This is a genomic window from Marinomonas sp. TI.3.20, from assembly GCF_038155025.1.
In the GTDB taxonomy this organism is placed as follows: domain Bacteria; phylum Pseudomonadota; class Gammaproteobacteria; order Pseudomonadales; family Marinomonadaceae; genus Marinomonas; species Marinomonas flavescens.
In genome coordinates, this window is sequence record NZ_JBAKAS010000008.1 from 107,020 (window position 1) to 127,784 (window position 20,765).

Here is a 20,765-nt window from a genome sequence, read left to right on the forward strand (position 1 = left end):
GGGCTTAGTTGTGTAAAGCGAAACAGAAAATTAATCACTCTCTAAGGCCTTCCTCTCTAGAATGCCTGACGAATTTAAGGAATCCCCTGAGCAATGAGTTACTCGACTTTTAACCGCAAGCAATTCGATAGTATGAAAGAACCTATGTTCTTTGGTGAAAATGTCAATGTTGCTCGCTACGACCAGCAAAAACACCCTATTTTTGAAAAGCTGATTGAAAAACAATTGTCTTTCTTTTGGCGCCCAGAAGAAGTCGATCTTTCTAGCGATCGCAAAGATTTCCAACGACTGGCAGAGCATGAACAACACATCTTTTTGAGCAACCTGAAATACCAAACCTTGCTAGACAGTGTGCAAGGCCGCTCACCGAATGTCGCGTTATTACCGATTGTTTCTCTACCTGAATTAGAAACTTGGATTGAAACATGGTCTTTCAGTGAGACCATCCACAGCCGTTCTTACACTCATATTATTCGTAATATCGTCAATGATCCGACCGTCATTTTTGACGACATTACCGTCAACACGGAAATCACCAAACGCGCAGACAGCGTCTCTGTCTACTACGACCGTTTGATTGAAATGGTGAGTTTGTACAACACGCTAGGCATGGGCACGCATCATATTCCAGGCAAAGGCAATGTTGAGATCTCAATGCCGACGCTTAAAAAAGCCCTCTATCTAACCATTGCGTCGGTAAACGTTTTAGAAGCCATTCGTTTCTACGTGAGCTTCGCGTGTAGCTTTGCGTTTGCCGAACGCACACTCATGGAAGGCAACGCTAAAATCATCAAACTGATCGCTCGTGATGAAGCCCTTCACCTAACGGGCACTCAGCACATGCTGAACCTAATGGCATCAGGCAAAGATGACCCAGAAATGGCTGTTATTGCAGCAGAATGCCAAGAAGAAGTTCGCAACATCTTCATAGAAGCCGCCGAGCAAGAAAAAGAATGGGCAAGCTACCTCTTTAAAGATGGTTCAATGATTGGTTTGAACGCACAAATTCTTGGCCAATACGTTGAATACATTACCAATGTGCGCATGCAGGCAGTGGGTCTAGACACTTACTTCGGCACTAAGCACAATCCAATTCCTTGGATCAATGCTTGGTTGGTCAGTGACAACGTACAAGTGGCGCCACAAGAAGCGGAAATCAGCTCTTACTTGGTAGGTCAAACAGACAATAACTTAGACGATTCAGACTTCGATGACTTCGACCTCTAAACAAGGTACGCCGTCTAAGGACCAAGTCCATCGAGTGTTATTGGGCAAGCTGCAGTTTCTCGTCACTGAAGACGAGCCTTTGCTCCCTCAGCTTGAAAGAGCCGGTATTCACATAGAATATCAATGCCGCGAAGGCTATTGCTCATCTTGCTCAATCAAACTCTTATGGGGGCAGGTGGAATACCCATTTGAGCCCCTCGCTTGGGTTCACAGTGGCTACATGCTTGCTTGCTGTGCAATCGTAAAAAGCGACATTGAAATCGCGTTTTTCCACGAATACCCCCCCCATAGATAAAGATATTCTGGCCGTTGCATTGTCAATGGCCAGCCTTTCATCGCACTCCCCCTAGAGCAAGGCACACATAGCGCCTAAGACAAAGTCCGGTAACCTGCGTAGATACGAGTTGCTGTCGTTACCCAACACGCTGCCCCAAACACATAAGCCAACACTGAAAAGTAACTAGGTAGCAGACAAATAAGCACCAAGAACAAGATTGTCTCTGTACCTTCTGTTAAGCCCCCTAAAAAATAAAGTGACTTGCGACCATAGTCTAAACGCTCGATATTGCGTTTTTCCGCCATGATGGCAAAGGCTAAAAAGCTGCTTCCCGTGCCCATAAACGCAAAAATCAAAAAGCTGGCAGCCAAGGCATTTTCAGCAGGGTTCATCAACGCGAAACCAAACACCACCGCGGAATAAAAAATAAAATCCAACGTAATGTCTAAATAGCCACCCAAATCGGTTGGTCCTTGAATACGCGCCACCGCGCCATCCAATCCATCCATTGCGCGATTGAACACAATCAGCAACAGCGCCACAAAGGTCATCTCAAAATAGAGGGCCGGCAAGACTAAAATGCCAAACAGAAAACCGACCACGGTAATGCCATTGGCCGTGACGCCGAGTGCATCCAAGCCTTTCGCTAAGCGGGCTAATGGTTGTTTTAAATTTCGAATAAAAAAGGTATCTAACATGAAAAAAAGTGCCTTGTTTGAATGGAAGCGAACAGTCTAAAGACTTGTTACAATAGGTTAAATTCGATGTTGAACAATAAGGTTATTATGATACACGCAAAACAATACGGTGAATCTGGCCCTGCCCTTGTCATCATTCATGGCCTTTTTGGCAACGCAGACAACTGGCATTCTATCGCGCAATCTCTTGCTGAACACTTTACTGTGTATTGCTTAGATTTACCCAATCATGGCAAGTCCTCTGCGTTAGAAGAAGCCAGCTACCCTAAAATGGCCAGCGCTATTCTAGCATGGGCCAATTCAACTCAGCTGTCCTCCTTCTCTCTTCTCGGACACTCAATGGGCGGAAAAGTTGCCATGCAGATGGCCGCCATGGCCAAGCCAAACCAAGTAAAAAAGCTGATTATCGCAGACATTTCCCCTGTAGATTATCAGCCAGGCCACACCGACATATTCAAAGGCCTAAAAGCCATTGACCAAGCAGACCTTCAATCGCGCAAACAAGCCGACACCTTATTGAGCCAATTTGAACCAAGCCTGCCTATTAGACAGTTCTTACTGAAAAATCTTACAAAAACAGACAAAGGTTTAAGTTTGGTGCTCTCTCTCGACAACATCGCCAACAGTTACGCCACGATTCTACAAAAACCTGAGATTACTACGCCTATCGATACGCCAACGCTGTTTATCAAAGGGGAAAAGTCGAACTACATAGTGGCCGATTACCAAAGTGCCATCATGGCACTCTTTCCTAACGCAGAATTCAAAATAATCCCAGACACAGGGCATTGGTTGCACGCCGAAAAACCCGCCGTATTTACGGGCTTGGTAAAACGCTTTTTAAGCAAATAACACAGACAAAAACGCCCTGACCTGACGTGTCCAATAGCTAGTCACTTCAGGTCAGGGCATCTTTATTCAATAACATTAAATTATAGCTGCGGCTCGTTTCACTCGATACTCATCAGCATAATAGGTACCCAGCATACGAATCTCTTCTGAAAAAAAACGCAATTCTTCCAGTGCAATCTGCATTGCAGGGTCTTGAAAATGCGCTTCCACATCGACGTAAAACTGAGTCGCCGTAAAATGCCCATTCACCATGTAACTTTCCAGTTTCAACATGTTAATACCGTTCGTAGCAAAGCCACCCATGGCTTTATACAGTGCCGCAGGAATATTTCGCACGCGAAACATAAAAGAAGTGATGTAAGTCTGCTGCGCTTCAAAAACAGGCATTTTCTGCTGCTTCGCAAACACCAAAAAACGCGTTGTATTACCTTGAGTGTCGTTAAAGTAGGTTTTTAGTATGTTTAGCCCATACAGCTCAGCGGCCAGCTCTGAAGAGATAACAGCTAGCCCTGCCTCAGCTTGCTCAGCAAGATGCTTCGCGGCACCTGCCGTATCGTACATGGCGACACTTTTCGCCCTCAGTGCCTTAATATTACTGTCACATTGAGCCAATGCTTGTGGATGACTACCAATCTGGCTCACTTGCTCTAGGGTCATCCCATGACGCGCCATTAAACAATGATTAACTGGTTCAAAATGTTCTTTAACAACATACAATTGAGTACGTCTCAATTCACGATAAATTTCTTCGACACGGCCTGCGGTGGAGTTTTCAACAGGAATCATCGCGTAATGTGCATCTCCTTGCTCGACCATCTGCAAGGCATCTGCAAAGGTAGCGCAGTTGACGCTTTTCCAGTGGGGGAACGTTTGTTTACAAGCTAGATGCGAATAAGCCCCAGGCTCGCCTTGATAGGCCACCACCTGAGTCGCATCAAAATGAATAATCTGTTCAGACATGGTATATTCGTTTCATAGGAAAGAGAGCTATTACTAGACCTCGATTTAAAAGACAAAGCAACTTTATGATAAAAACTCTATTTATTAAACTAGTAAGAGGCTATCAACTTTTGATTAGTCCTTTTCTAGGTAACAACTGCCGATTTTACCCTAGCTGCTCTCGCTATATGATTGAGGCAATAGAACGTTTCGGTATTGTGAAAGGCGTTTATTTAGGCCTAAGAAGGCTTGGCAAATGCCACCCTTGGCATGAAGGTGGAATCGACCCTGTGCCGCCCTGCTCCCACTCTCACAAAGATAACAGCCCCCCCTAAGATTGGATGCTACCAATCTGTAGTTTCAGCTCACTGGCGACCAGCACGGCTTGTGTACGGTTGTTAATCTCAAGTTTTCGAAAGATAGCGGTAATATGTGCCTTTACCGTTGCCTCAGAAATCGACAACGCATATGCAATTTGTTTATTAAGCAAACCTTCATGAAGATAACAAAGAACTTTATATTGTTGCGGAGTAAGTTCTGCCACCTTGTGTTGCATACTTAAATCAGGCTTTGGTTGGCTAAGTAATTCAGATTGTAAATACTCAGGCAGCCAGATATCTCCCGCTAAAATCGCATTAATTGCATTGCTATAAATAACGGGTTCGCTAGTTTTAGGAATAAAACCAAGCGCACCAGCCTCTATCACTTTAGCCACCATTGACACTTCATCGCTACCAGAAATAACAGCAACGGGAATATCGGGGAAGTCAGACCGGATCCGAATAAGACCGAACAAATCTCCGCTACCAGGCATATTTAAATCCAAAAGAAGCAGATCCACATCCTCCATTTGCCGCAAACAGCGCAAAGTTGAATCCAAATCATAGGTTTCTTCGATGGTAATACCTTTCATCTCAGCACGAAGCGCGCCACTTAGCGCGCTCCGAAACAAAGGATGATCATCTGCAATAATAAGTGAAATCACTAACGACTCTTTTTTTTAAGTGTTATTAAGACTTCACATTTAAACGGTTATCGATCAATTCATCAACCACACTTGGATCCGCCAAAGTACTTGTGTCGCCTAATTGGTCCTGTTCATTGGCCGCAATCTTACGAAGAATACGACGCATGATCTTACCTGAGCGCGTTTTTGGTAGGCCTTTGGTCGCCCATTGAATAAGATCAGGCGTTGCAATCGGGCCAATTTCTTTACGAACAAACTGTTTCAGTTCTTTCATTAAATCATCGCTTGGCTCAACACCATCAATCAGTGCAACGTAAACATAAATACCTTGGCCTTTAATGTCATGCGGGTAACCAACGATCGCAGCTTCTGCAACAGAAGGGTGTGCTACCAATGCACTTTCGATTTCTGCTGTCCCTAAGCGATGCCCTGAAACATTTAATACATCATCCATACGACCAGTAATCCAATAATGACCATCAGCATCTCTAGACGCGCCATCACCAGTGAAGTACATACCATCAAAGGTACTAAAATAAGTCTGTTCAAAACGCTCGTGATCGCCATAGACAGTTCGAGCTTGGCCAGGCCAAGAATCTGTAATAACCAGACCACCATCAATCTTGACACCCTGCGCATCTAACAAAATACCTTGAGCATCAACTAATGCAGGTTGAACACCGTATAAAGGACCCGTACAAGAACCTGGTTTACTATCACCTTGTACGATTCGTGGTGTCATCATCATACCGCCGGTTTCTGTTTGCCACCAAGTATCAACGATAGGACAAGAGGCATTACCCATTTCTGAATAGTACCAAGACCAAGCTTCTGGATTAATTGGTTCACCCACACTACCAAGAATGCGCAGTGAATCACGTTTACTAGAACGCGTTGCTTCATCGCCTTTCGACATAAGCGCTCGAATTGCCGTTGGCGCAGTGTATAAAATAGTGACGTTAAATTTATCAACAATACGACCGATACGACCAGAGTCTGGGTACGTTGGTACGCCTTCGAATAACACACTCGTTGCTGCATTAGCTAGAGGACCATAGACAATATAACTGTGCCCTGTGATCCAGCCAACATCCGCCGCACACCAAAAAACATCATCGGGCTTAAGATCAAATACAACTTCATGTGTCATAGCCGCATACATCAAATAGCCACCAGTAGTGTGCACAACACCTTTTGGCTTACCAGTTGAACCTGATGTATACAGAATAAATAAAGGATCCTCAGCGTTCATCGTCTCTACTGGGCATTCAGTGCTTTCTTTTTCAGCCTCAACCATCCAATCTAAATCTCTCCCCTCAAACCAAGGGACATCTTTTTTAGTGTGACGATAGGTCAAAACTTTCTCAACAGTAGGGCAAGCATTGTTTTCTAATGCCATATCTACATTGTGTTTTAAAGGTATAGTGTTGCCAGCTCGACGACCTTCATCTGCGGTAATGACAAGTTTCACTTCACAGTCATTCAAACGATCGGCAATGGCATGGGCAGAAAAGCCCCCGAAAATAACGGAATGGATAGCACCAATTCGAGCACAAGCTAACATGCTGTAGACAGCTTGCGGTATCATTGGCATGTAGATGGCAACTCGGTCACCTTTCTTCACACCTTGTTTCTTTAGTACATTGGCTATACGGCCAACTTCATCGTGCAAAGTTTGATAGGTAATAGCGTTCTTTTCTGAATTCTCTTCATCACTTTCTAAGTAATACGCGACTTTGTTGGCATGCTGAGCTAAATGGCGATCAATACAATTGTAGGCGACATTAAGTTCACCATCCTCAAACCATTTTATGCTGACATTTCCACGCTCAAAAGAAGTATTTTTAACCTTGGTATAGGGCGTAATCCAATCTAAACGCTTCCCTTCTCTCCCCCAAAATGCTTCTGGGTTTTGGATCGATTCTTGATAGCGTTTTTCAAACTCTGCTTGACTAATATTAGCGCTTTTTGCCGCCTCATTTGAGGTTGCACTGTATAATGTTTTCATAACCCGCTCCATTGTTAAAGTTGTTTTTAGGATGCTGAAACTACTATAGCTTTCTATACATGATGATCTATTCCACTTTAGTCTAAGCCTGACTTATTTCATGCGACCAGCTCTAACAAAAAAAGGAAGGTGTATTTGTTTTTTATGTAAAGGGTCACTCCACACGGAGCGCAGTACCGTATTTGCTTGTACTAAAAAATCATCGCCTTCGTCTTGAATGAGCAACTGCGCAGCCGTCCAAGAGCGAATAAAATCCATGGTTTGAGAAACAGACCAATTACAATATAAATCAAATTTAGGAACATCGATCGGCTCAAATGGGAATTGAATATCTCTATACTGATTCCAAAGCAAACGACTCTGTACAGGCCAATAAGAAGACAAATGAGACAGTACATGCTCAGAAATAACGAGGTCTTCTTGCTCGCCTACCGTAAGCCAGTTGTACCCCCAACACACCAAAAGACCACCCGGTTTAAGTACGCGCTTTACTTCTTGCCAAAATAAATCCAAATCAAACCAATGCAACGCATGACCTATGCAAACCGCATCAAAATAATGGTCTGGATAATTGGTTTTTTCAGAAGGAAAGACTTGATAATGTACTTTGCGATGCGGTGTCGCCTCAGCAATTTGAGATTCACTGATATCTGACGCTTCTACCTTATCAAAATAAGCGGCCAAATCGATAGATGCTTGGCCAGTGCCACAAGCAGCATCCCATACGACACCTGAACTTTTTACCTGATGTGAAAGCCAATAATACAGCTCTGCAGGATAGGTCGGTCGTGCCCTTGAATAAATACCTGAGGATCGTCCATCAAAAGAACGCATAAGAAATACCCTATTCAAATTATTTTGCTATCTCGATGACAATGACTTCCTATCAAGGGAGCACAATACACTATTATTTTTACCCGAAAATAAAACCTATTCCTATAATACATTATAGGAATTTAATACATTTTTTGCCTCTTCAACACCCTTCACACGGTGAGCTTGAATGCCTAAAGTTTGAGCCATATCAATGTTTACTTGATTATCATCAATAAACAGTATTTTCTCTGGCGCAACCTGCAATGCGTCAAGAACATAATCATAAATAGAACGATCAGGCTTTACTGACCCTATCAAATGAGAAGCAAAATAACTGTGGAAATTTCCAGCAAGCCCCATTTCATTCATGAGACGAGACCAATGGGCGGCATTGGTATTCGATAAAATTGCTCGATGGTAGTTCGGCTTAACCGATTGAACCAGCTCAAGAGCACCTGTAAATAAGCCTTTTGGCCACGTTTTGAAAGCCTTTTTAAAGGCCTCTTTATCAACATTACTGCCTACTTCTTGCGGCAAACGCATCGCAAATTGGTCAAATGTGATCTTACCTGAGTCAAAGGCAGCAACAGAAGGCGAACGAAGCCACTTTAGCCAAACGTCAGATTCTTCACCTTCTGTGTTTAGCATCTCATGCATTTTGTCTACATCACCAAGATCAACCAACACATTGCCTAAATCAAACATCACAACACTGATCTCTGTGTTTTCCATGGACAATCACCTCTCACTTCGCTATACATTTAAAGAATGTGTAAAAATAAATCAAAAACTATCGGTAATTTTGATTTATAAATGAATTATTCTTACGACCTACTGTCTAGAAAGACAATATTGCTATTTTAATTATGAGCCGCTGAGCTAATGATTGTTAGCCATTATTAATAACCAAATACACAAACGGAACAATACCCTGTTCGACTTAATAACAATAAACAATGATGTTCTCACCAAGGAGAAAAATATAATGAAACTGGGATTTTTCACTAAAACAATTCTTACAACAGCGACTGCCGCTACTATTGCGTTAACAGCAACCAGCAGTATCGCTGCCGATAATAGAAACTACATCCTTGCTACGGCGTCCACCGGCGGTACTTACTACCCAGTGGGCGTTGCTATCGCCACCTTAAGTAAAGTGAAGCTCGAACCTAAGTTTGGTATGTCACTTTCAGCAATCAGCTCTGCAGGGTCTGGCGAAAACATCAAACTGCTTAAAGAAAATCAAGCTCAATTTGCCATATTACAAGGCTTATACGGTGCTTGGGCATGGAATGGCGAAGGCCCATTAACACAATCAGGTAAACAAACTGAACTGCGTTCAGTATCTATGTTGTGGCAAAATGTTGAGCACTTCTCTCTTCGAAGCAACCTGGTTAAAACAGGTACTATCTCCGACCTTAAAAACATCGAAGGTACCGACCACAAGTTTTCCATTGGACCAAAGAATTCTGGAACCGAAGGTTCTGGTCGTCAGATTTTCAAAGGCTTAGGAATTCAACCTGATAATTTCAGCCTTGCTTACTTGGGTTACGGCTCCAGTGCCGATGCGATGCAAAACGGTAATATCGATGGCATGAACACACCAGCAGGTGTGCCAGTCAGTGCTGTCACTCGTTTATATGCTTCGCTAGGCGGTGACAATGTAGCTGTGCTTGATTTCACTGACAAGCAGATGAAAGAAGCAAATGGAAGCTACAACCTTTGGACTCGCTATGTAATCCCTGCGAACACTTATCCTGGCCAAACTAAACCAATTAACACCATTGCTCAGCCTAATTTCTTAGCAACCCGTGCTGATGTATCTGATGAAGATGTTTATCAGCTAACAAAAGCATTGTATGAAAACTTAGGCTACTTGAGCGCGATTCACAAAGCGACTGCCGTAATGAAACTTGAAAAAGCCATTGCTGGCTTGCCAGTGCCGCTTCACCCAGGTGCTGCTCGCTATTACCGTGAGCAAGGAATCAAAATTCCTGCTGACCTAATCGCAGACTAATCAAAACGTTTGTAAGTACCGCCTCATAAGAGGCGGTACTATTTTTACATTATCCTGTTTGTACAAAGGTAACTGCCCTATGACTGCTTCAACTGAGTCGATCAAATCGCCTGAAAAAGAAATCAGTTTGGAAGATTTTGAAACCAAACACAGAGAAGGAAGATGGATCACTCGAGTGGTCTTTGCATTGTCGATTTTCCTTGCTGTTGCACATATTTACATCAACACCATAGGCACTCTGCCAGAACTCAGAATATCTGCGTTCCACTTTGCAGGTTTCGGCGCACTTTGCGCGCTATTAATACCCGCAAATCCAAAATGGCGTGATAGTAAGATAGCCCTATTTTTTGACATTCTGATCGTGCTTGCACTCATTGGAATGGTACTTTATATCGTCTTTTTTGAAGACGCCTTATACGCTCGAGGTGTCACCTTTGATACCGGTGACTGGATTGTTTCCAGTATTGCCGTGCTGTTATCCTTAGAGTTAATCCGTCGCACAAGTGGCTGGTTTATTCCTTTTCTAATTCTTGTTGCGCTTACCTATGTTGTTTTGTGGGGAAAATGGATTAGCGGCCCTTTCTCGTTCCCAGGATTAAGCGTTGAAACACTTCTCTACCGAAGCTTTTTCAGTACCGATGGCATGTTTGGATCCATTTCTCGAATTTCATGGAGCTTTGTCTTCATGTTTATTTTGTTTGGGGCATTTTTAGTCAAATCTGGTGCTGGCGATTTTATTATTTCTTTAGCCCGCTCTCTTGCCAGTAAAATGATTGGTGGTCCGGGTTTTGTTGCCGTCTTAGGCTCTGGCTTGATGGGATCAGTCTCTGGCTCTTCCGTTGCCAATACGGTTTCAACTGGGGTTATTACTATTCCTTTAATGCGTAAAGCAGGATTCCCAGCTCGATTTGCCGCAGGCATTGAAGCCGCAGCGTCTACAGGTGGCCAATTAATGCCTCCTATTATGGGTGCTGGCGCATTCATCATGGCGTCATACACTCAAGTGTCTTATGTAACCATCATTGGTGTTGCCACTATTCCTGCTATTTTATACTTTTTATCTGTAGGCTTTTTTGTTCGGGTAGAAGCAAAGCGCACGAGAGTAACGGCAGTCGATGAAGACGATGGCATTCCTATGTCACAAGTATTAAAAGAAGGTTGGCATAATATTCTGCCGTTGGCGGTGCTTGTGACACTTTTAGTAAAAGGCTTCACACCGACTTACGCTGCAGGCTTGGGTATTATTGCAGTAATTGTGTCTTCTTGGTTATCTAAAAACCATAAGATGGGACCAATAGCGATTCTAGACGCGATGGCACAGGGTGCCAAAAATATGTCTACGACCGCCGTTCTACTGATCGGAATTGGCTTAGTTGTTAACGTCATCAGCACCACTGGCGTTGGTAATACCTTCTCTATTATGATTTCAGATTGGGCTGGCGGCAGTTTATTCTTAACTATTGTTCTGGTGGCTATCGCATCATTAGTCTTAGGTATGGGGCTCCCTGTAACGGCGTCTTACATTGTATTAGGTACACTTTCTGCTCCCGCCATTTTTAATCTAATGGCTGAAAGTCAATTATTAGAAATGATGAGTAACGGTAGTCTACCGCAAGCAGCAACCGCGGTATTTATGCTAGTTGATCCTGGATCCATTGCTAAACTTGCCCAAGGCATGCCGATGGATCAAGCCACTGCGTTATTGGCGCAAGTCCCTGCAGACTTCAAAAGTATGTTGATGGACCAAGCGCTTGGTGCAAACAGTGTTGCTATGATTTTAGTAACAGCGCATATGATCATCTTCTGGCTCTCACAAGACAGTAACGTCACACCGCCGGTTTGTTTAACGGCCTTTGCTGCGGCTGCAATTGCGAAAACACCACCGATGCGAACAGGCCTAACTGCGTGGAAATTGGCAAAAGGGCTCTACATAGTCCCATTATTAATGGCTTACACGCCATTGATTGGTGGTGATACAGAAACACTGATTCGCCTTACTATCTTTGCTGTCTTTGGCATGTACGCTTTGGTTGCCGCGATGGAAGGTTATTTGGAAGATAAATTGTCCATTCCATCAAGAATATTAGTACTCGCGTCCTCTATATTCATGCTTTGGCCACACTTTGATATCTGGTTACAACTGATTGGTTTAGCTATTTTCTTAGTCTTATTCATCACGGGCAACAGAAAATATTCGAGAGAAAGCGCTCTAACCTAACAATATAAAACAGCACAACAGAAACCGATATTGGCTTCAGCCAATATCGGTTTTTTTTATTTTTAAGCATCTAGCTAAAACTCATATTGGACCGTAAAATAATGAGAAAATTGACTTTATCATCGATTTAAATTATTCATATCGTCATATGAATAATTTAAAGTACGGTTTACTGGTTATGATAATAAACCTTACGCTGCCTAAGGCAGGCTTTCCCATTCAGTAAAAGGACGCTAGATATGATCAAGACAAGCAATATAACAAGACTGAAATACACCTGTATTTTCCTCATGAGTTTAATAGGATTTTCCACTGGTGCCTCAGCAAAAAGCCTTAGTATGGATGTTTTCGCGATTCCTTCTCAACCCATCAGCGACTTGGTAAAACACACAAGTGATTCTCTTAAAAAAGAAGGCATCAACACCTTTTATGAGAAAGGTTTTCCAGTTCACGCAACTCTGTATCTAACAGATTTTCCTGAAGGGTCAGAAGCAGCAATCAAGCAAGCAGTAGAGAAAATAGCCCAGAACTTTAAAGCCTTCCCGATTGACGCAAAAGGTCTCACCGTTACCCAAAGTAACTGGGCTTTCATCAACTTAGAGCCATCTAATTCCTTACAAAGACTCGCAGACGAAGTCACTTTAGCCATTGAACCACTCCGTGATCGCAATGCAGTGTTACCAGGGTGGGTAAAAAGCTATCCGAATAAACTAGCCGCCTTCCAGCGCTACGGAAGCCCAAATGTTTTCCAAAACTTTCAACCTCATTTGACGTTATTGGCAAACGAAAAAAGCTCAAAGCTTGCTAGCTTCAACGTAAAGATGAAAGCAAATCCACCTCAAGCGAAAGGGAAAATCATTGGCATTGGTATTGGCATTGCTGATGAATGGGGACAACAAAAAGAAGTTATCGCCCGCTATCTATTTAAATGACAGCCACTGATTTAAGTGTTGGCAAAGTATAGAAACGAACTAGATACCGATTTGTTAATCGGTATCTAGTAAAGTCTGGGGGACTCAGACCTGTTAATTAACTATTCTAAATAATTAAACTTGAAATATGATTTCACACGCTATACTGAACACACACCCTTCTGCTTTGAAAAACGCTTAAAAAAACATCCATATCATATTGTTTTATCAAAACAAACGCTCTTTTTACCAAGAACGGCTGATTTTCTTTTTCATTTTCTTTTTTCGTGCTAGATTCCTGTCGCCCTCGTTTTTAGTAAGCCAATTAACTACTGTTAGTTCCTCTCTGTTGGTTTATCAATAACAGGGGTTAGGATTATTAGCACCTAATAATCTCAAAAAAAATATAACAATGCTTACAAAGCAATCACTTTGGAGACTTACATATGCAAGCATTCATTGACTTTCTAAACGGAGTCATTTGGAGCCCAGTATTAATCTATTTGTGTCTAGGCGCAGGATTATTCTATTCCGTACTCACTCGTTTTGCTCAGGTTAGACATTTCAAAGAAATGTGCAATTTATTGCTCAGCTCTAACGAATCAGACAAAGGCATTTCGTCTTTTCAGGCCCTAGCGGTTTCTTTATCTGGTCGTGTTGGTGTTGGTAATATCGCAGGTGTTGCTGCTGCCATTGGTTTTGGTGGCCCTGGCGCCGTATTCTGGATGTGGGTAGTGGCTTTCTTAGGCGCAAGTACCGCTTATGCAGAATCCACACTTGGACAGCTATATAAAGTAAGTGAAGATGGTCAATACCGTGGTGGACCCGCTTACTACTTTGACCGCTGTCTTGGATGGCGTTGGTTAGGCGTTTTATTCGCACTCGCTTCTATTATCGCTTGTGGCATTTTTCTACCAGGCATTCAAGCCAATGCTGTTGGTAATGCCGTAGTAGAAATATTTGGACCGGGTTCTATTGTATCCAGTTCATTTGGTGATGTTAGCTCAACTAAATTGGTGGCTTTGGCGGTCATCTTGTTGGTCTTAGCCTTCATTATCTTCGGTGGCATCAAGCGAATTGCGAACTTCACTCAAATCATCGTCCCTTTCATGGCATTGGGTTACATTGTCATGGCGTTGATCGTTGTTTTTCTAAATATTCACCAAGTACCTGACATTTTCAAATTGATTTTCTCTGATGCCTTTACTGCTCAAGCAGGCTTTGGCGCAGCGATTGGTTGGGGTGTAAAACGTGGTATTTATTCTAACGAAGCAGGTCAAGGTACTGGTCCTCATGCGGCCGCTGCTGCAGAAGTAGAACATCCAGCACAGCAAGGACTTGTTCAAGCATTTTCTGTTTATGTTGATACATTATTCATTTGTACTGCGACAGCTCTGATGATTTTGATCACGCAACAGTACAATGTGCAAGGTAGCCTACCTGATGGCCAGTTCATCGTTCAACACGTTGATCCAGCAACTATCATCGCCTCTCCTGCGTTCACTCAAATGGCGCTGGCAAATGTCTTTGGTGGTGTAGGACCTATATTTGTTGGTATCGCACTGTTCTTTTTCGCCTTCACTACGATCTTGGCGTATTACTACATTGCAGAAACCAACGTGGCGTATCTACGTCGTGCTTTGAAGTTCAATATTCCACTAACCTTGGTTAAATTATTGATTATGTTCATGGTCGCTTACGGTACGGTCAACACCGCAGGTTACATCTGGAACCTAGGTGATGTTGGCGTTGGCTTAATGGCATGGATAAACATTGTTGGCATCTTGGTTATCTTCTTCCTAGCGAAGCCAACGATAAAAACCCTTCGCGACTACGAACGTCAAAAAGCCGAAGGCGTCAAAAAATACACGTTTAACCCAAAAGCCCTTGGTATTAAAGGCGCCGACTTCTGGGAAGAGCGTTATGAAAAACAACAAGCAGAAGAAGCAGCAGCAGCAGAAGCAAAAAACAAATAACGTTTGTTGCTAATACTGTTTATTGATCTTCTATCTTGGTAATAAAAAAGGGGGCCATCATTATTGATAGCCCCCTTTTTTTACCTCTTATTATTTATAAGGTAATTTATTTAGCTAGCCACTCAGCCACTTGTTTCGCGTAGTAAGTCACAATCAAAGAAGCCCCTGCTCGTTTAAATCCTACTAACGTTTCGAACACGACTTGTTGCTCATCGAGCGCGCCAGCCAATGCTGCAAACTTAATTCCAGCGTATTCACCACCTACTTGGTAAGACGCCAGTGGAAGATGAGTCTCTTTGCGTAAATTGGCCAATACATCCAAATATGGGGTGCCAGGCTTAACCATCAAAATATCAGCGCCTTCTTGCTCATCTAGCAAGGCTTCTTGCATCGCCTGACGACCATTAGCACAATCCAGCTGATAGGATTTTCTGTCTCCATCTAACTCACTTTCAACCGCTTCACGAAACGGTCCATAGAAAGAAGAAGCAAACTTCGCAGAATGCGCCAGAATACCGACCTGTTTAAAACCCGCCTTATCAAGCCCCTGACGAATAGCTAATACTTGTCCATCCATCATCGCTGATGGCGCCAACATATCAGCCCCAGCCTTGGCTGCCGTAATACATTGCTTCACTAGATTGTTAACACTTTCATCGTTTTCAACATCGCCGTTATGAACCACACCACAATGACCATGATCGGTATATTCACAGAAACAAATATCAGGAATCACTACCATCTCAGGGCATGCTTCTTTAATGGTCATAATCATTCGTGCTAATAAACCATCATCTTTCCAAGTGTCGCTACCAAGGGCATCTTTGTGATGACTAATGCCAAACGGCATCACATAACGAATCCCCAAGGCAAACAAATCTCTTGTCTCTTGTGCTAGATCGTTTTCTGGCAAACGAAAGATGCCCGGCAACTTGGTTAGAGGGATCGCCTTATCAATACCTTCTTCAATAAAAAGTGGGTAAATTAAATCGTTCAGAGAAAAATCATTTTCTCGAACTAAATCACGCATGGCTGGCGTGCCACGAAGACGACGTAAACGTTTGAGAGGACCAACAGAAGCTGACATGTGTATTCCTTACGAGTAACCGCGTTAATACGCGAATTCAACAATTTGTTGAAACGAAGGGTACACCTGAGCGAAGGTAGTAAGCTATGGCAAGCAAAAAGGATTCATAGAATAAACACATTTCTATGGTATACATCAGAAAAACGCAAAACAACGAGCTTAACATTTCCTCGTTTCAGAAGTGTATTCGCTGTTTCGCTTCAATATCCAACTCAAATTAAAGTACTGTTACACCAGCGACTTCCGTCACACTTTTTGCATCGGCTCTTTCAATAATTTTAACGAGCACCGATTGAATGGTTTCATCTTCACGCACATCTGTTTCAGCGGAGAACCTCTGCTCTTGTGGCTCATCGCCCTCTTCCATCGTGAAGCTAATCGCGACTTCTGTTGCTAGCTCTTTTGATGCACCAAAGTACTCTAGTGAAATCGCAGGGTATCCTTTGAAGCCCTTTTTTACTTGTTTAGCGATACGTTTTTTCGCTTTATCCACGTGCATGTTGAACCCTTATGGTGAAAATTTAAAATAACTTTTGGCAAGTTAACATTTTGTCTGCCCTAAACAACAAACACTTTTCTCAAATACTTCTCTTGAACCATCAAGACAGTTTAATCTTCTCGATTCAATCACTGAATAGCAACAAAATTTAGGATGAATTGCGTATTAAATAAAACGCACTGCCTTTAATATAAAAAAAAGAGTATTTTCATTTGAATCTAACCTATTAGGGAACGCCAATGTTTGATCAGATAACCCACTGGTGGGAAGACAAGAAAATTGAAAAAATCGACATAACTCCTGCGCAATGGGAGGCCGCTATAGACGGCTGGCACGTAATGGAACGCTATCAAGGAAAAGAGCGCGACGCCTTACGGCAATTAACCATGCGTTTTCTAGTCCATAAATCCATCTCTCCCGGAGGGGATGCTGAAATAACCGATGAGATGTGTTTGCGCCTTGCAACAATGGCGTGCGTGCCTATCCTAAATTTAGGGCTAAACTGGTACGATCATTGGAGTACGATTATTCTTTATAAGGGTGATTTTGTCCCTAATAGACCCTATCAAAGCGAAGATGGTGTCGTACATAGCCAAGCACCAGGATTAAGCGGTGAAGCATGGTTACGCGGGCCCCTAATACTGTCATGGGAATCGATTTGTGAAACAGGCGCACACGCCAGACATGGCCACGCAAGTAACGTGGTTATCCATGAATTTGCCCATAAACTGGACATGCTACGCGATGGTGCTAACGGAGCACCACCAATGCATCCAGACATGCGCCCTGGAGAATGGCATGATGCTTTCACGAATGCTTGGGAACGCCTATCAATTGATTGGCAACACCATCGGCCATTACCACTAGACGAATATGCTCTTACCAATCCCGCAGAGTTTTTCGCAGTGTGCAGCGAAACTTTCTTCGAAGCACCTCATAGAATGAAAAAACATATGCCTGAAGTCTACCGACTACTGTGTCAATTTTACCGACAGACCCCAGACCTAAAAGAGTCAAAAGAAAATACTTAACCTAGCGAATACCATTACAATAAAGCAGCCAGTAGCTGGATAAAATGATTAGAGATAGTTACTGGCCTAATACTGGCTAAGCTTGCGTTGCTCTCAACATCCACGCAGTTTTCTCATGTATACGCATACGATCAGAGACCAATGACGCAGAAGATTCATCCTCTGCTTCTTGGGCAATTTTCAACACACTCCGAGCCGTTCTAATGACTTGCTCATGACCTTTCGTTAAAATTTTCACCATATCAGAAGACGCTGGTACACCGTCTACTTCTTTAATAGAAGCAAGCTTTGCAAATTCTTTGTAGGTACCTGGTGCAGGAACATCTAAGGTACGAATACGCTCGGCGATATCATCCACCGCAGTCGCCAATTCTTGATATTGCTCTTCAAACATTAAGTGCAACTCACGGAACTGAAGACCCGTCACGTTCCAATGAAAATTATGAGTCTGTAAATACAAGGTATAGGAATCTGCCAAAAGGCGTTTTAATCCCTCTGAAATTTCAGATCGGTTTTCTTTATTAATACCAATATTAATATCTGTCATGTTATTACCTCATTGTTAACATTGTGAGATAGCGTTTATTCAATACGTGAATTAAAAACAATCTTCCGTTTTTAGAAACAACGCATTCCACGATAAAATATATTTGTTAAAATGACGCATGAACCCTATCTCTCTTTTGATTCAATTGGCGATTACAAGATCAAAACCTACTCCATTTTTGCTCAGTCTATCAACAAAAAGACCAAACACAATTTGAACCGCCCTAAGGCTTCATACGCGATACGACACAGTCAATCCGTGTGGCATGTCTATATTATTACAGGAACAAAGGGGGCTTCGAAATGGGTTAACTTGTAGCAAATGAGGAGATAACAGCAAATAAACTGACAGCATGACTTAAGACAATTACCAAGCATAACTACGTCATAACCAAGCCATGAAAGCACTAAAGTCATCTGGCATCACTGGTCTGATACAACAATTCAAAACCCCGCCGAAATACGAAGCAAGCAATATCTTAAAAAAACATTCGCTTCTAGCTCTTATACAATTGATACTTTACCGCTAGAATGAGCGAAAATTGATATCATTGCTATTTATTAAGAGGGCAAACAAGCAACCCATATGAAAATACTTATTAGTCTAATTCGTAACCTGCTAGGTGCCATCATCGCGACCATTGACCTGATAACGCGTGGAACAAAGCTAAAACGCACACCTGAAAAGCAACAGCAAGTTAACGAAGAAGTGCAGCACCTAACCCTTTACCAGTTTTTTGCCTGTCCTTTCTGCATCAAAACTCGCCGAGCTATGTACAAGCTAAACTTACCAATCAAAACTCGCAGCGCGTCAGAAGGCTCTCCTTACCGTAAAGAGCTTCAAGAAGGCGGCGGCACAATAAAAGTACCTTGTTTGCGCATTGAGAAAGAAGGGCAAGTAGAATGGATGTACGAATCTTCAGAGATCATTCGCTACTTAGAAAAACGTTTCGCCTAGCACTAGCTTAAAAGGCATAACACGAAAGACTCCGAACAATGATCAAATAAAAATGGCCTGTAAACCTCTGGCTTCCAGTAGACATAGGCCATTTTTTTCTCTCGTAGATCTAACAAATCAAGAAATGATTCGCGCGAAATTGCAGCAACTCATCGCAAAGCATTCATCATCTATTACATTCATTTTTTAGAGCGCTCAACGTAAACATGGCAACGCTTTCTTAGCGCTATGATTTAACGATGTTCAAACAATGAGAAAGTCGCGTTTTTTATCATATTCGAGCAACGGTCGATGGCTTTTACGTTATACTGCGCGCTACTCTCCTTATGACAATCTGTCCGAGCCTCTATGCCATTTTCAAAACTAGGGTTATCCAGCCCTCTTGTAAAAGCCACCAAAGCACTGGGTTACCGCACCCCTACCGAAATTCAGCGACAAGCCATTCCGGTTATCCTTGCCGGTAAAGATCTGGTCGCTACGTCTCAAACCGGTACCGGTAAAACAGCGGCGTTTGTTCTACCGATTCTAGAAAAGCTGAATAAAGAACGCACCCTACGCGGCAAACGCGTACACGCACTTATCCTGACACCAACACGCGAATTATCCGTGCAGGTAGAAGCCAATATTGCGCTGTACAGCAAAAATTTAAAACTCACCTCCATGGCCGTTTATGGTGGTGTGGATATCGAGCCACAAAAGCAACGCCTGATTGAAGGCGTTGATATTCTGGTCGCGACACCTGGTCGATTACTTGATTTGGCGCATCAACGCGCTATTCACTTTGATGAACTTGAAGTATTAGTGTTGGATGAAGCCGATCGAATGATCGATATGGGCTTCTCAGATGACCTGTATAAAATACTAGATCGCCTACCTCAACATCGTCAAAACCTATTCTTCTCTGCGACAATAACAGACAGTGTGCGCTCACTTTCTTATGATTTTGCTGACAGCAAAGTCAGTGAAGCTGCGACAGAAATAAAGATTTCGCCACGAACAAAGACAGCACCAACGATCAAACAATGGTTAATCACGGTTGATAAAGACACTAAATCAGCATTGCTTAGCCATTTGATCAAAGAATACGAATGGGATCAGGCGCTGATTTTCATCGAGAAAAAACACGGTGCTGCCAAACTAGTGGCCCAACTTGCCAAGCGTGGCATAGTAGCAGACTCCATTCATGGTGATAGAAGCCAAGCAATGCGTGAAAAAATTCTGGCTGACTTCAAATCTGGTAAATTAAAATACTTAGTCGCAACTGGCGTTGCCGCTCGTGGTATCGACATTGGCGATCTAAGCCGTGTGGTTAACTACGATTTGCCGTTTAAACCAGAAGAGTACGTTCACCGTATTGGACGAACGGGCCGTGCTGGCGCCGAAGGTGAAGCAATTTCTTTTGTTGCTATGGGTGACTTTAAAAATCTATGCGCAATCGAAAGCCGTTTGAAACACATTATTGAACGTGAAGAAATTGACGAATTCCCTGTCCGCAAAACAGTGCCTGTTTCTGTATTGAATTTTGTTCGTAAGAGCAAAGCACCTGAACGTAAAGGTCCATCAAAACCAAGAAACAATACCAAACCGAAAGACGCATCAAAAATCAAACACGAAGCGCCTCGAAAATCATCAGTTAAGAAAAATACTGACAAGTAATACATAAAAGAAGAGGCGGAGTTTAAGAAAGCAAATTTCTTAAACTCCAAATCAGACTGCGCAATGAAAAGATGTACTATCC

20 protein-coding genes are annotated in these 20,765 nt (G+C 42.7%); 11 read left to right on the forward strand and 9 right to left on the reverse strand.

Annotation, left to right across the window (positions count from 1 at the left end; all coding sequences use genetic code 11):
• The first annotated feature begins 93 nt into the window (after nt 1-93).
• Nucleotides 94-1,227, forward strand: a complete 1,134-nt coding sequence (gene nrdB / locus V6259_RS10140; RefSeq protein WP_341584430.1) for a class Ia ribonucleoside-diphosphate reductase subunit beta — start codon at nt 94-96, stop codon at nt 1,225-1,227.
• A complete protein-coding gene (gene yfaE, locus V6259_RS10145) occupies nt 1,211-1,522 on the forward strand; it encodes a class I ribonucleotide reductase maintenance protein YfaE (RefSeq protein WP_341584431.1) in 312 nt (103 codons plus the stop codon). The genes nrdB and yfaE overlap by 17 nt, the downstream gene beginning before the upstream one ends.
• A 74-nt stretch (nt 1,523-1,596) precedes the next feature.
• On the opposite strand, the gene V6259_RS10150 is transcribed toward yfaE, so the two are convergent.
• Nucleotides 1,597-2,202 (reverse strand): CDP-alcohol phosphatidyltransferase family protein, encoded by a 606-nt coding sequence (locus V6259_RS10150; protein WP_341584432.1) that lies wholly within the window; start codon nt 2,200-2,202, stop codon nt 1,597-1,599.
• Nucleotides 2,203-2,268: 66 nt separating this feature from the next.
• On the opposite strand from V6259_RS10150, the gene V6259_RS10155 reads away from it, so the two are divergent.
• Complete coding sequence (locus tag V6259_RS10155; RefSeq protein WP_341584433.1) at nt 2,269-3,054, forward strand: alpha/beta fold hydrolase; 786 nt, start codon at nt 2,269-2,271, stop codon at nt 3,052-3,054.
• Nucleotides 3,055-3,129: 75 nt separating this feature from the next.
• On the opposite strand, the gene V6259_RS10160 is transcribed toward V6259_RS10155, so the two are convergent.
• The gene (locus tag V6259_RS10160; RefSeq protein ID WP_341584434.1) at nt 3,130-4,014 is read right to left on the reverse strand and encodes a prephenate dehydratase; all 885 of its coding nucleotides are present in this window, start codon (nt 4,012-4,014) and stop codon (nt 3,130-3,132) included.
• Between the two features lie 65 nt (nt 4,015-4,079).
• Between V6259_RS10160 and yidD the strand changes: the two genes are divergently transcribed.
• Nucleotides 4,080-4,328 (forward strand): membrane protein insertion efficiency factor YidD, encoded by a 249-nt coding sequence (gene yidD, locus V6259_RS10165; protein ID WP_341584435.1) that lies wholly within the window; start codon nt 4,080-4,082, stop codon nt 4,326-4,328.
• Here yidD and V6259_RS10170 read toward each other — a convergent pair.
• From V6259_RS10170 to V6259_RS10185, 4 genes are all read right to left on the reverse strand, one after another.
• The gene (locus tag V6259_RS10170) at nt 4,325-4,978 is read right to left on the reverse strand and encodes a response regulator transcription factor (RefSeq protein ID WP_341584436.1); all 654 of its coding nucleotides are present in this window, start codon (nt 4,976-4,978) and stop codon (nt 4,325-4,327) included. The genes yidD and V6259_RS10170 overlap by 4 nt on opposite strands.
• Nucleotides 4,979-5,003: 25 nt before the next feature.
• Nucleotides 5,004-6,968, reverse strand: a complete 1,965-nt coding sequence (acs, locus tag V6259_RS10175; RefSeq protein ID WP_341584437.1) for an acetate--CoA ligase — start codon at nt 6,966-6,968, stop codon at nt 5,004-5,006.
• Nucleotides 6,969-7,061: 93 nt separating this feature from the next.
• Nucleotides 7,062-7,802 carry a class I SAM-dependent methyltransferase gene (locus V6259_RS10180; RefSeq protein ID WP_341584438.1) on the reverse strand — a complete coding sequence of 247 codons (741 nt, stop codon included), beginning with the start codon at nt 7,800-7,802 and terminating at the stop codon, nt 7,062-7,064.
• A 102-nt stretch (nt 7,803-7,904) separates the two neighbouring features.
• The gene (locus tag V6259_RS10185; RefSeq protein ID WP_341584439.1) at nt 7,905-8,516 is read right to left on the reverse strand and encodes an HAD family hydrolase; all 612 of its coding nucleotides are present in this window, start codon (nt 8,514-8,516) and stop codon (nt 7,905-7,907) included.
• Nucleotides 8,517-8,769: 253 nt separating this feature from the next.
• Here V6259_RS10185 and V6259_RS10190 point away from each other — a divergent pair, with 253 nt between their 5' ends.
• From V6259_RS10190 to V6259_RS10205, 4 genes are all read left to right on the forward strand, one after another.
• Entirely contained in the window at nt 8,770-9,801 is a 1,032-nt protein-coding gene (locus tag V6259_RS10190) for a TAXI family TRAP transporter solute-binding subunit (protein ID WP_133011557.1), read from the forward strand.
• 79 nt (nt 9,802-9,880) lie between these two features.
• Nucleotides 9,881-12,019: a TRAP transporter permease gene (locus tag V6259_RS10195; protein ID WP_133011556.1), complete on the forward strand. Its 2,139-nt coding sequence runs from the start codon at nt 9,881-9,883 to the stop codon at nt 12,017-12,019.
• Nucleotides 12,020-12,258: 239 nt separating this feature from the next.
• Entirely contained in the window at nt 12,259-12,951 is a 693-nt protein-coding gene (locus V6259_RS10200; protein WP_341584440.1) for a 2'-5' RNA ligase family protein, read from the forward strand.
• Between the two features lie 425 nt (nt 12,952-13,376).
• The gene (locus V6259_RS10205) at nt 13,377-14,906 is read left to right on the forward strand and encodes an alanine/glycine:cation symporter family protein (RefSeq protein ID WP_341584441.1); all 1,530 of its coding nucleotides are present in this window, start codon (nt 13,377-13,379) and stop codon (nt 14,904-14,906) included.
• Nucleotides 14,907-15,012: 106 nt separating this feature from the next.
• Here the strand turns inward: V6259_RS10205 and hemB are convergent, their stop codons facing one another.
• Both hemB and V6259_RS10215 read right to left on the reverse strand, forming a co-directional pair.
• Complete coding sequence (gene hemB / locus V6259_RS10210; protein WP_133011553.1) at nt 15,013-15,993, reverse strand: porphobilinogen synthase; 981 nt, start codon at nt 15,991-15,993, stop codon at nt 15,013-15,015.
• Between the two features lie 217 nt (nt 15,994-16,210).
• Nucleotides 16,211-16,492 carry a hypothetical protein gene (locus V6259_RS10215; protein ID WP_133011552.1) on the reverse strand — a complete coding sequence of 94 codons (282 nt, stop codon included), beginning with the start codon at nt 16,490-16,492 and terminating at the stop codon, nt 16,211-16,213.
• Between the two features lie 239 nt (nt 16,493-16,731).
• Between V6259_RS10215 and V6259_RS10220 the strand changes: the two genes are divergently transcribed.
• Nucleotides 16,732-17,523, forward strand: coding sequence for a M90 family metallopeptidase (locus V6259_RS10220; protein ID WP_341584442.1), 792 nt, complete (start codon nt 16,732-16,734; stop codon nt 17,521-17,523).
• 76 nt (nt 17,524-17,599) lie between these two features.
• Here the strand turns inward: V6259_RS10220 and V6259_RS10225 are convergent, their stop codons facing one another.
• The gene (locus V6259_RS10225; protein WP_341584443.1) at nt 17,600-18,070 is read right to left on the reverse strand and encodes a Dps family protein; all 471 of its coding nucleotides are present in this window, start codon (nt 18,068-18,070) and stop codon (nt 17,600-17,602) included.
• 585 nt (nt 18,071-18,655) lie between these two features.
• Here V6259_RS10225 and V6259_RS10230 point away from each other — a divergent pair.
• Nucleotides 18,656-19,027 (forward strand): glutathione S-transferase N-terminal domain-containing protein, encoded by a 372-nt coding sequence (locus V6259_RS10230; protein WP_341584444.1) that lies wholly within the window; start codon nt 18,656-18,658, stop codon nt 19,025-19,027.
• Nucleotides 19,028-19,375: 348 nt separating this feature from the next.
• Nucleotides 19,376-20,683 (forward strand): DEAD/DEAH box helicase, encoded by a 1,308-nt coding sequence (locus tag V6259_RS10235; protein WP_341584445.1) that lies wholly within the window; start codon nt 19,376-19,378, stop codon nt 20,681-20,683.
• Nucleotides 20,684-20,765 lie beyond the last annotated feature (82 nt).

What these genes read in the sequence shown, in the direction of transcription:
- nrdB (WP_341584430.1), top strand. Translation starts at nt 94, where the DNA reads ATGAGTTACTCGACTTTTAACCGCAAGCAATTCGATAGTATGAAAGAA.
- yfaE (WP_341584431.1), top strand. Translation starts at nt 1,211, where the DNA reads ATGACTTCGACCTCTAAACAAGGTACGCCGTCTAAGGACCAAGTCCAT.
- V6259_RS10150 (WP_341584432.1), bottom strand. Translation starts at nt 2,202, where the DNA reads ATGTTAGATACCTTTTTTATTCGAAATTTAAAACAACCATTAGCCCGC.
- V6259_RS10155 (WP_341584433.1), top strand. Translation starts at nt 2,269, where the DNA reads ATGTTGAACAATAAGGTTATTATGATACACGCAAAACAATACGGTGAA.
- V6259_RS10160 (WP_341584434.1), bottom strand. Translation starts at nt 4,014, where the DNA reads ATGTCTGAACAGATTATTCATTTTGATGCGACTCAGGTGGTGGCCTAT.
- yidD (WP_341584435.1), top strand. Translation starts at nt 4,080, where the DNA reads ATGATAAAAACTCTATTTATTAAACTAGTAAGAGGCTATCAACTTTTG.
- acs (WP_341584437.1), bottom strand. Translation starts at nt 6,968, where the DNA reads ATGAAAACATTATACAGTGCAACCTCAAATGAGGCGGCAAAAAGCGCT.
- V6259_RS10180 (WP_341584438.1), bottom strand. Translation starts at nt 7,802, where the DNA reads ATGCGTTCTTTTGATGGACGATCCTCAGGTATTTATTCAAGGGCACGA.
- V6259_RS10185 (WP_341584439.1), bottom strand. Translation starts at nt 8,516, where the DNA reads ATGGAAAACACAGAGATCAGTGTTGTGATGTTTGATTTAGGCAATGTG.
- V6259_RS10190 (WP_133011557.1), top strand. Translation starts at nt 8,770, where the DNA reads ATGAAACTGGGATTTTTCACTAAAACAATTCTTACAACAGCGACTGCC.
- V6259_RS10195 (WP_133011556.1), top strand. Translation starts at nt 9,881, where the DNA reads ATGACTGCTTCAACTGAGTCGATCAAATCGCCTGAAAAAGAAATCAGT.
- V6259_RS10200 (WP_341584440.1), top strand. Translation starts at nt 12,259, where the DNA reads ATGATCAAGACAAGCAATATAACAAGACTGAAATACACCTGTATTTTC.
- V6259_RS10205 (WP_341584441.1), top strand. Translation starts at nt 13,377, where the DNA reads ATGCAAGCATTCATTGACTTTCTAAACGGAGTCATTTGGAGCCCAGTA.
- hemB (WP_133011553.1), bottom strand. Translation starts at nt 15,993, where the DNA reads ATGTCAGCTTCTGTTGGTCCTCTCAAACGTTTACGTCGTCTTCGTGGC.
- V6259_RS10215 (WP_133011552.1), bottom strand. Translation starts at nt 16,492, where the DNA reads ATGCACGTGGATAAAGCGAAAAAACGTATCGCTAAACAAGTAAAAAAG.
- V6259_RS10220 (WP_341584442.1), top strand. Translation starts at nt 16,732, where the DNA reads ATGTTTGATCAGATAACCCACTGGTGGGAAGACAAGAAAATTGAAAAA.
- V6259_RS10225 (WP_341584443.1), bottom strand. Translation starts at nt 18,070, where the DNA reads ATGACAGATATTAATATTGGTATTAATAAAGAAAACCGATCTGAAATT.
- V6259_RS10230 (WP_341584444.1), top strand. Translation starts at nt 18,656, where the DNA reads ATGAAAATACTTATTAGTCTAATTCGTAACCTGCTAGGTGCCATCATC.
- V6259_RS10235 (WP_341584445.1), top strand. Translation starts at nt 19,376, where the DNA reads ATGCCATTTTCAAAACTAGGGTTATCCAGCCCTCTTGTAAAAGCCACC.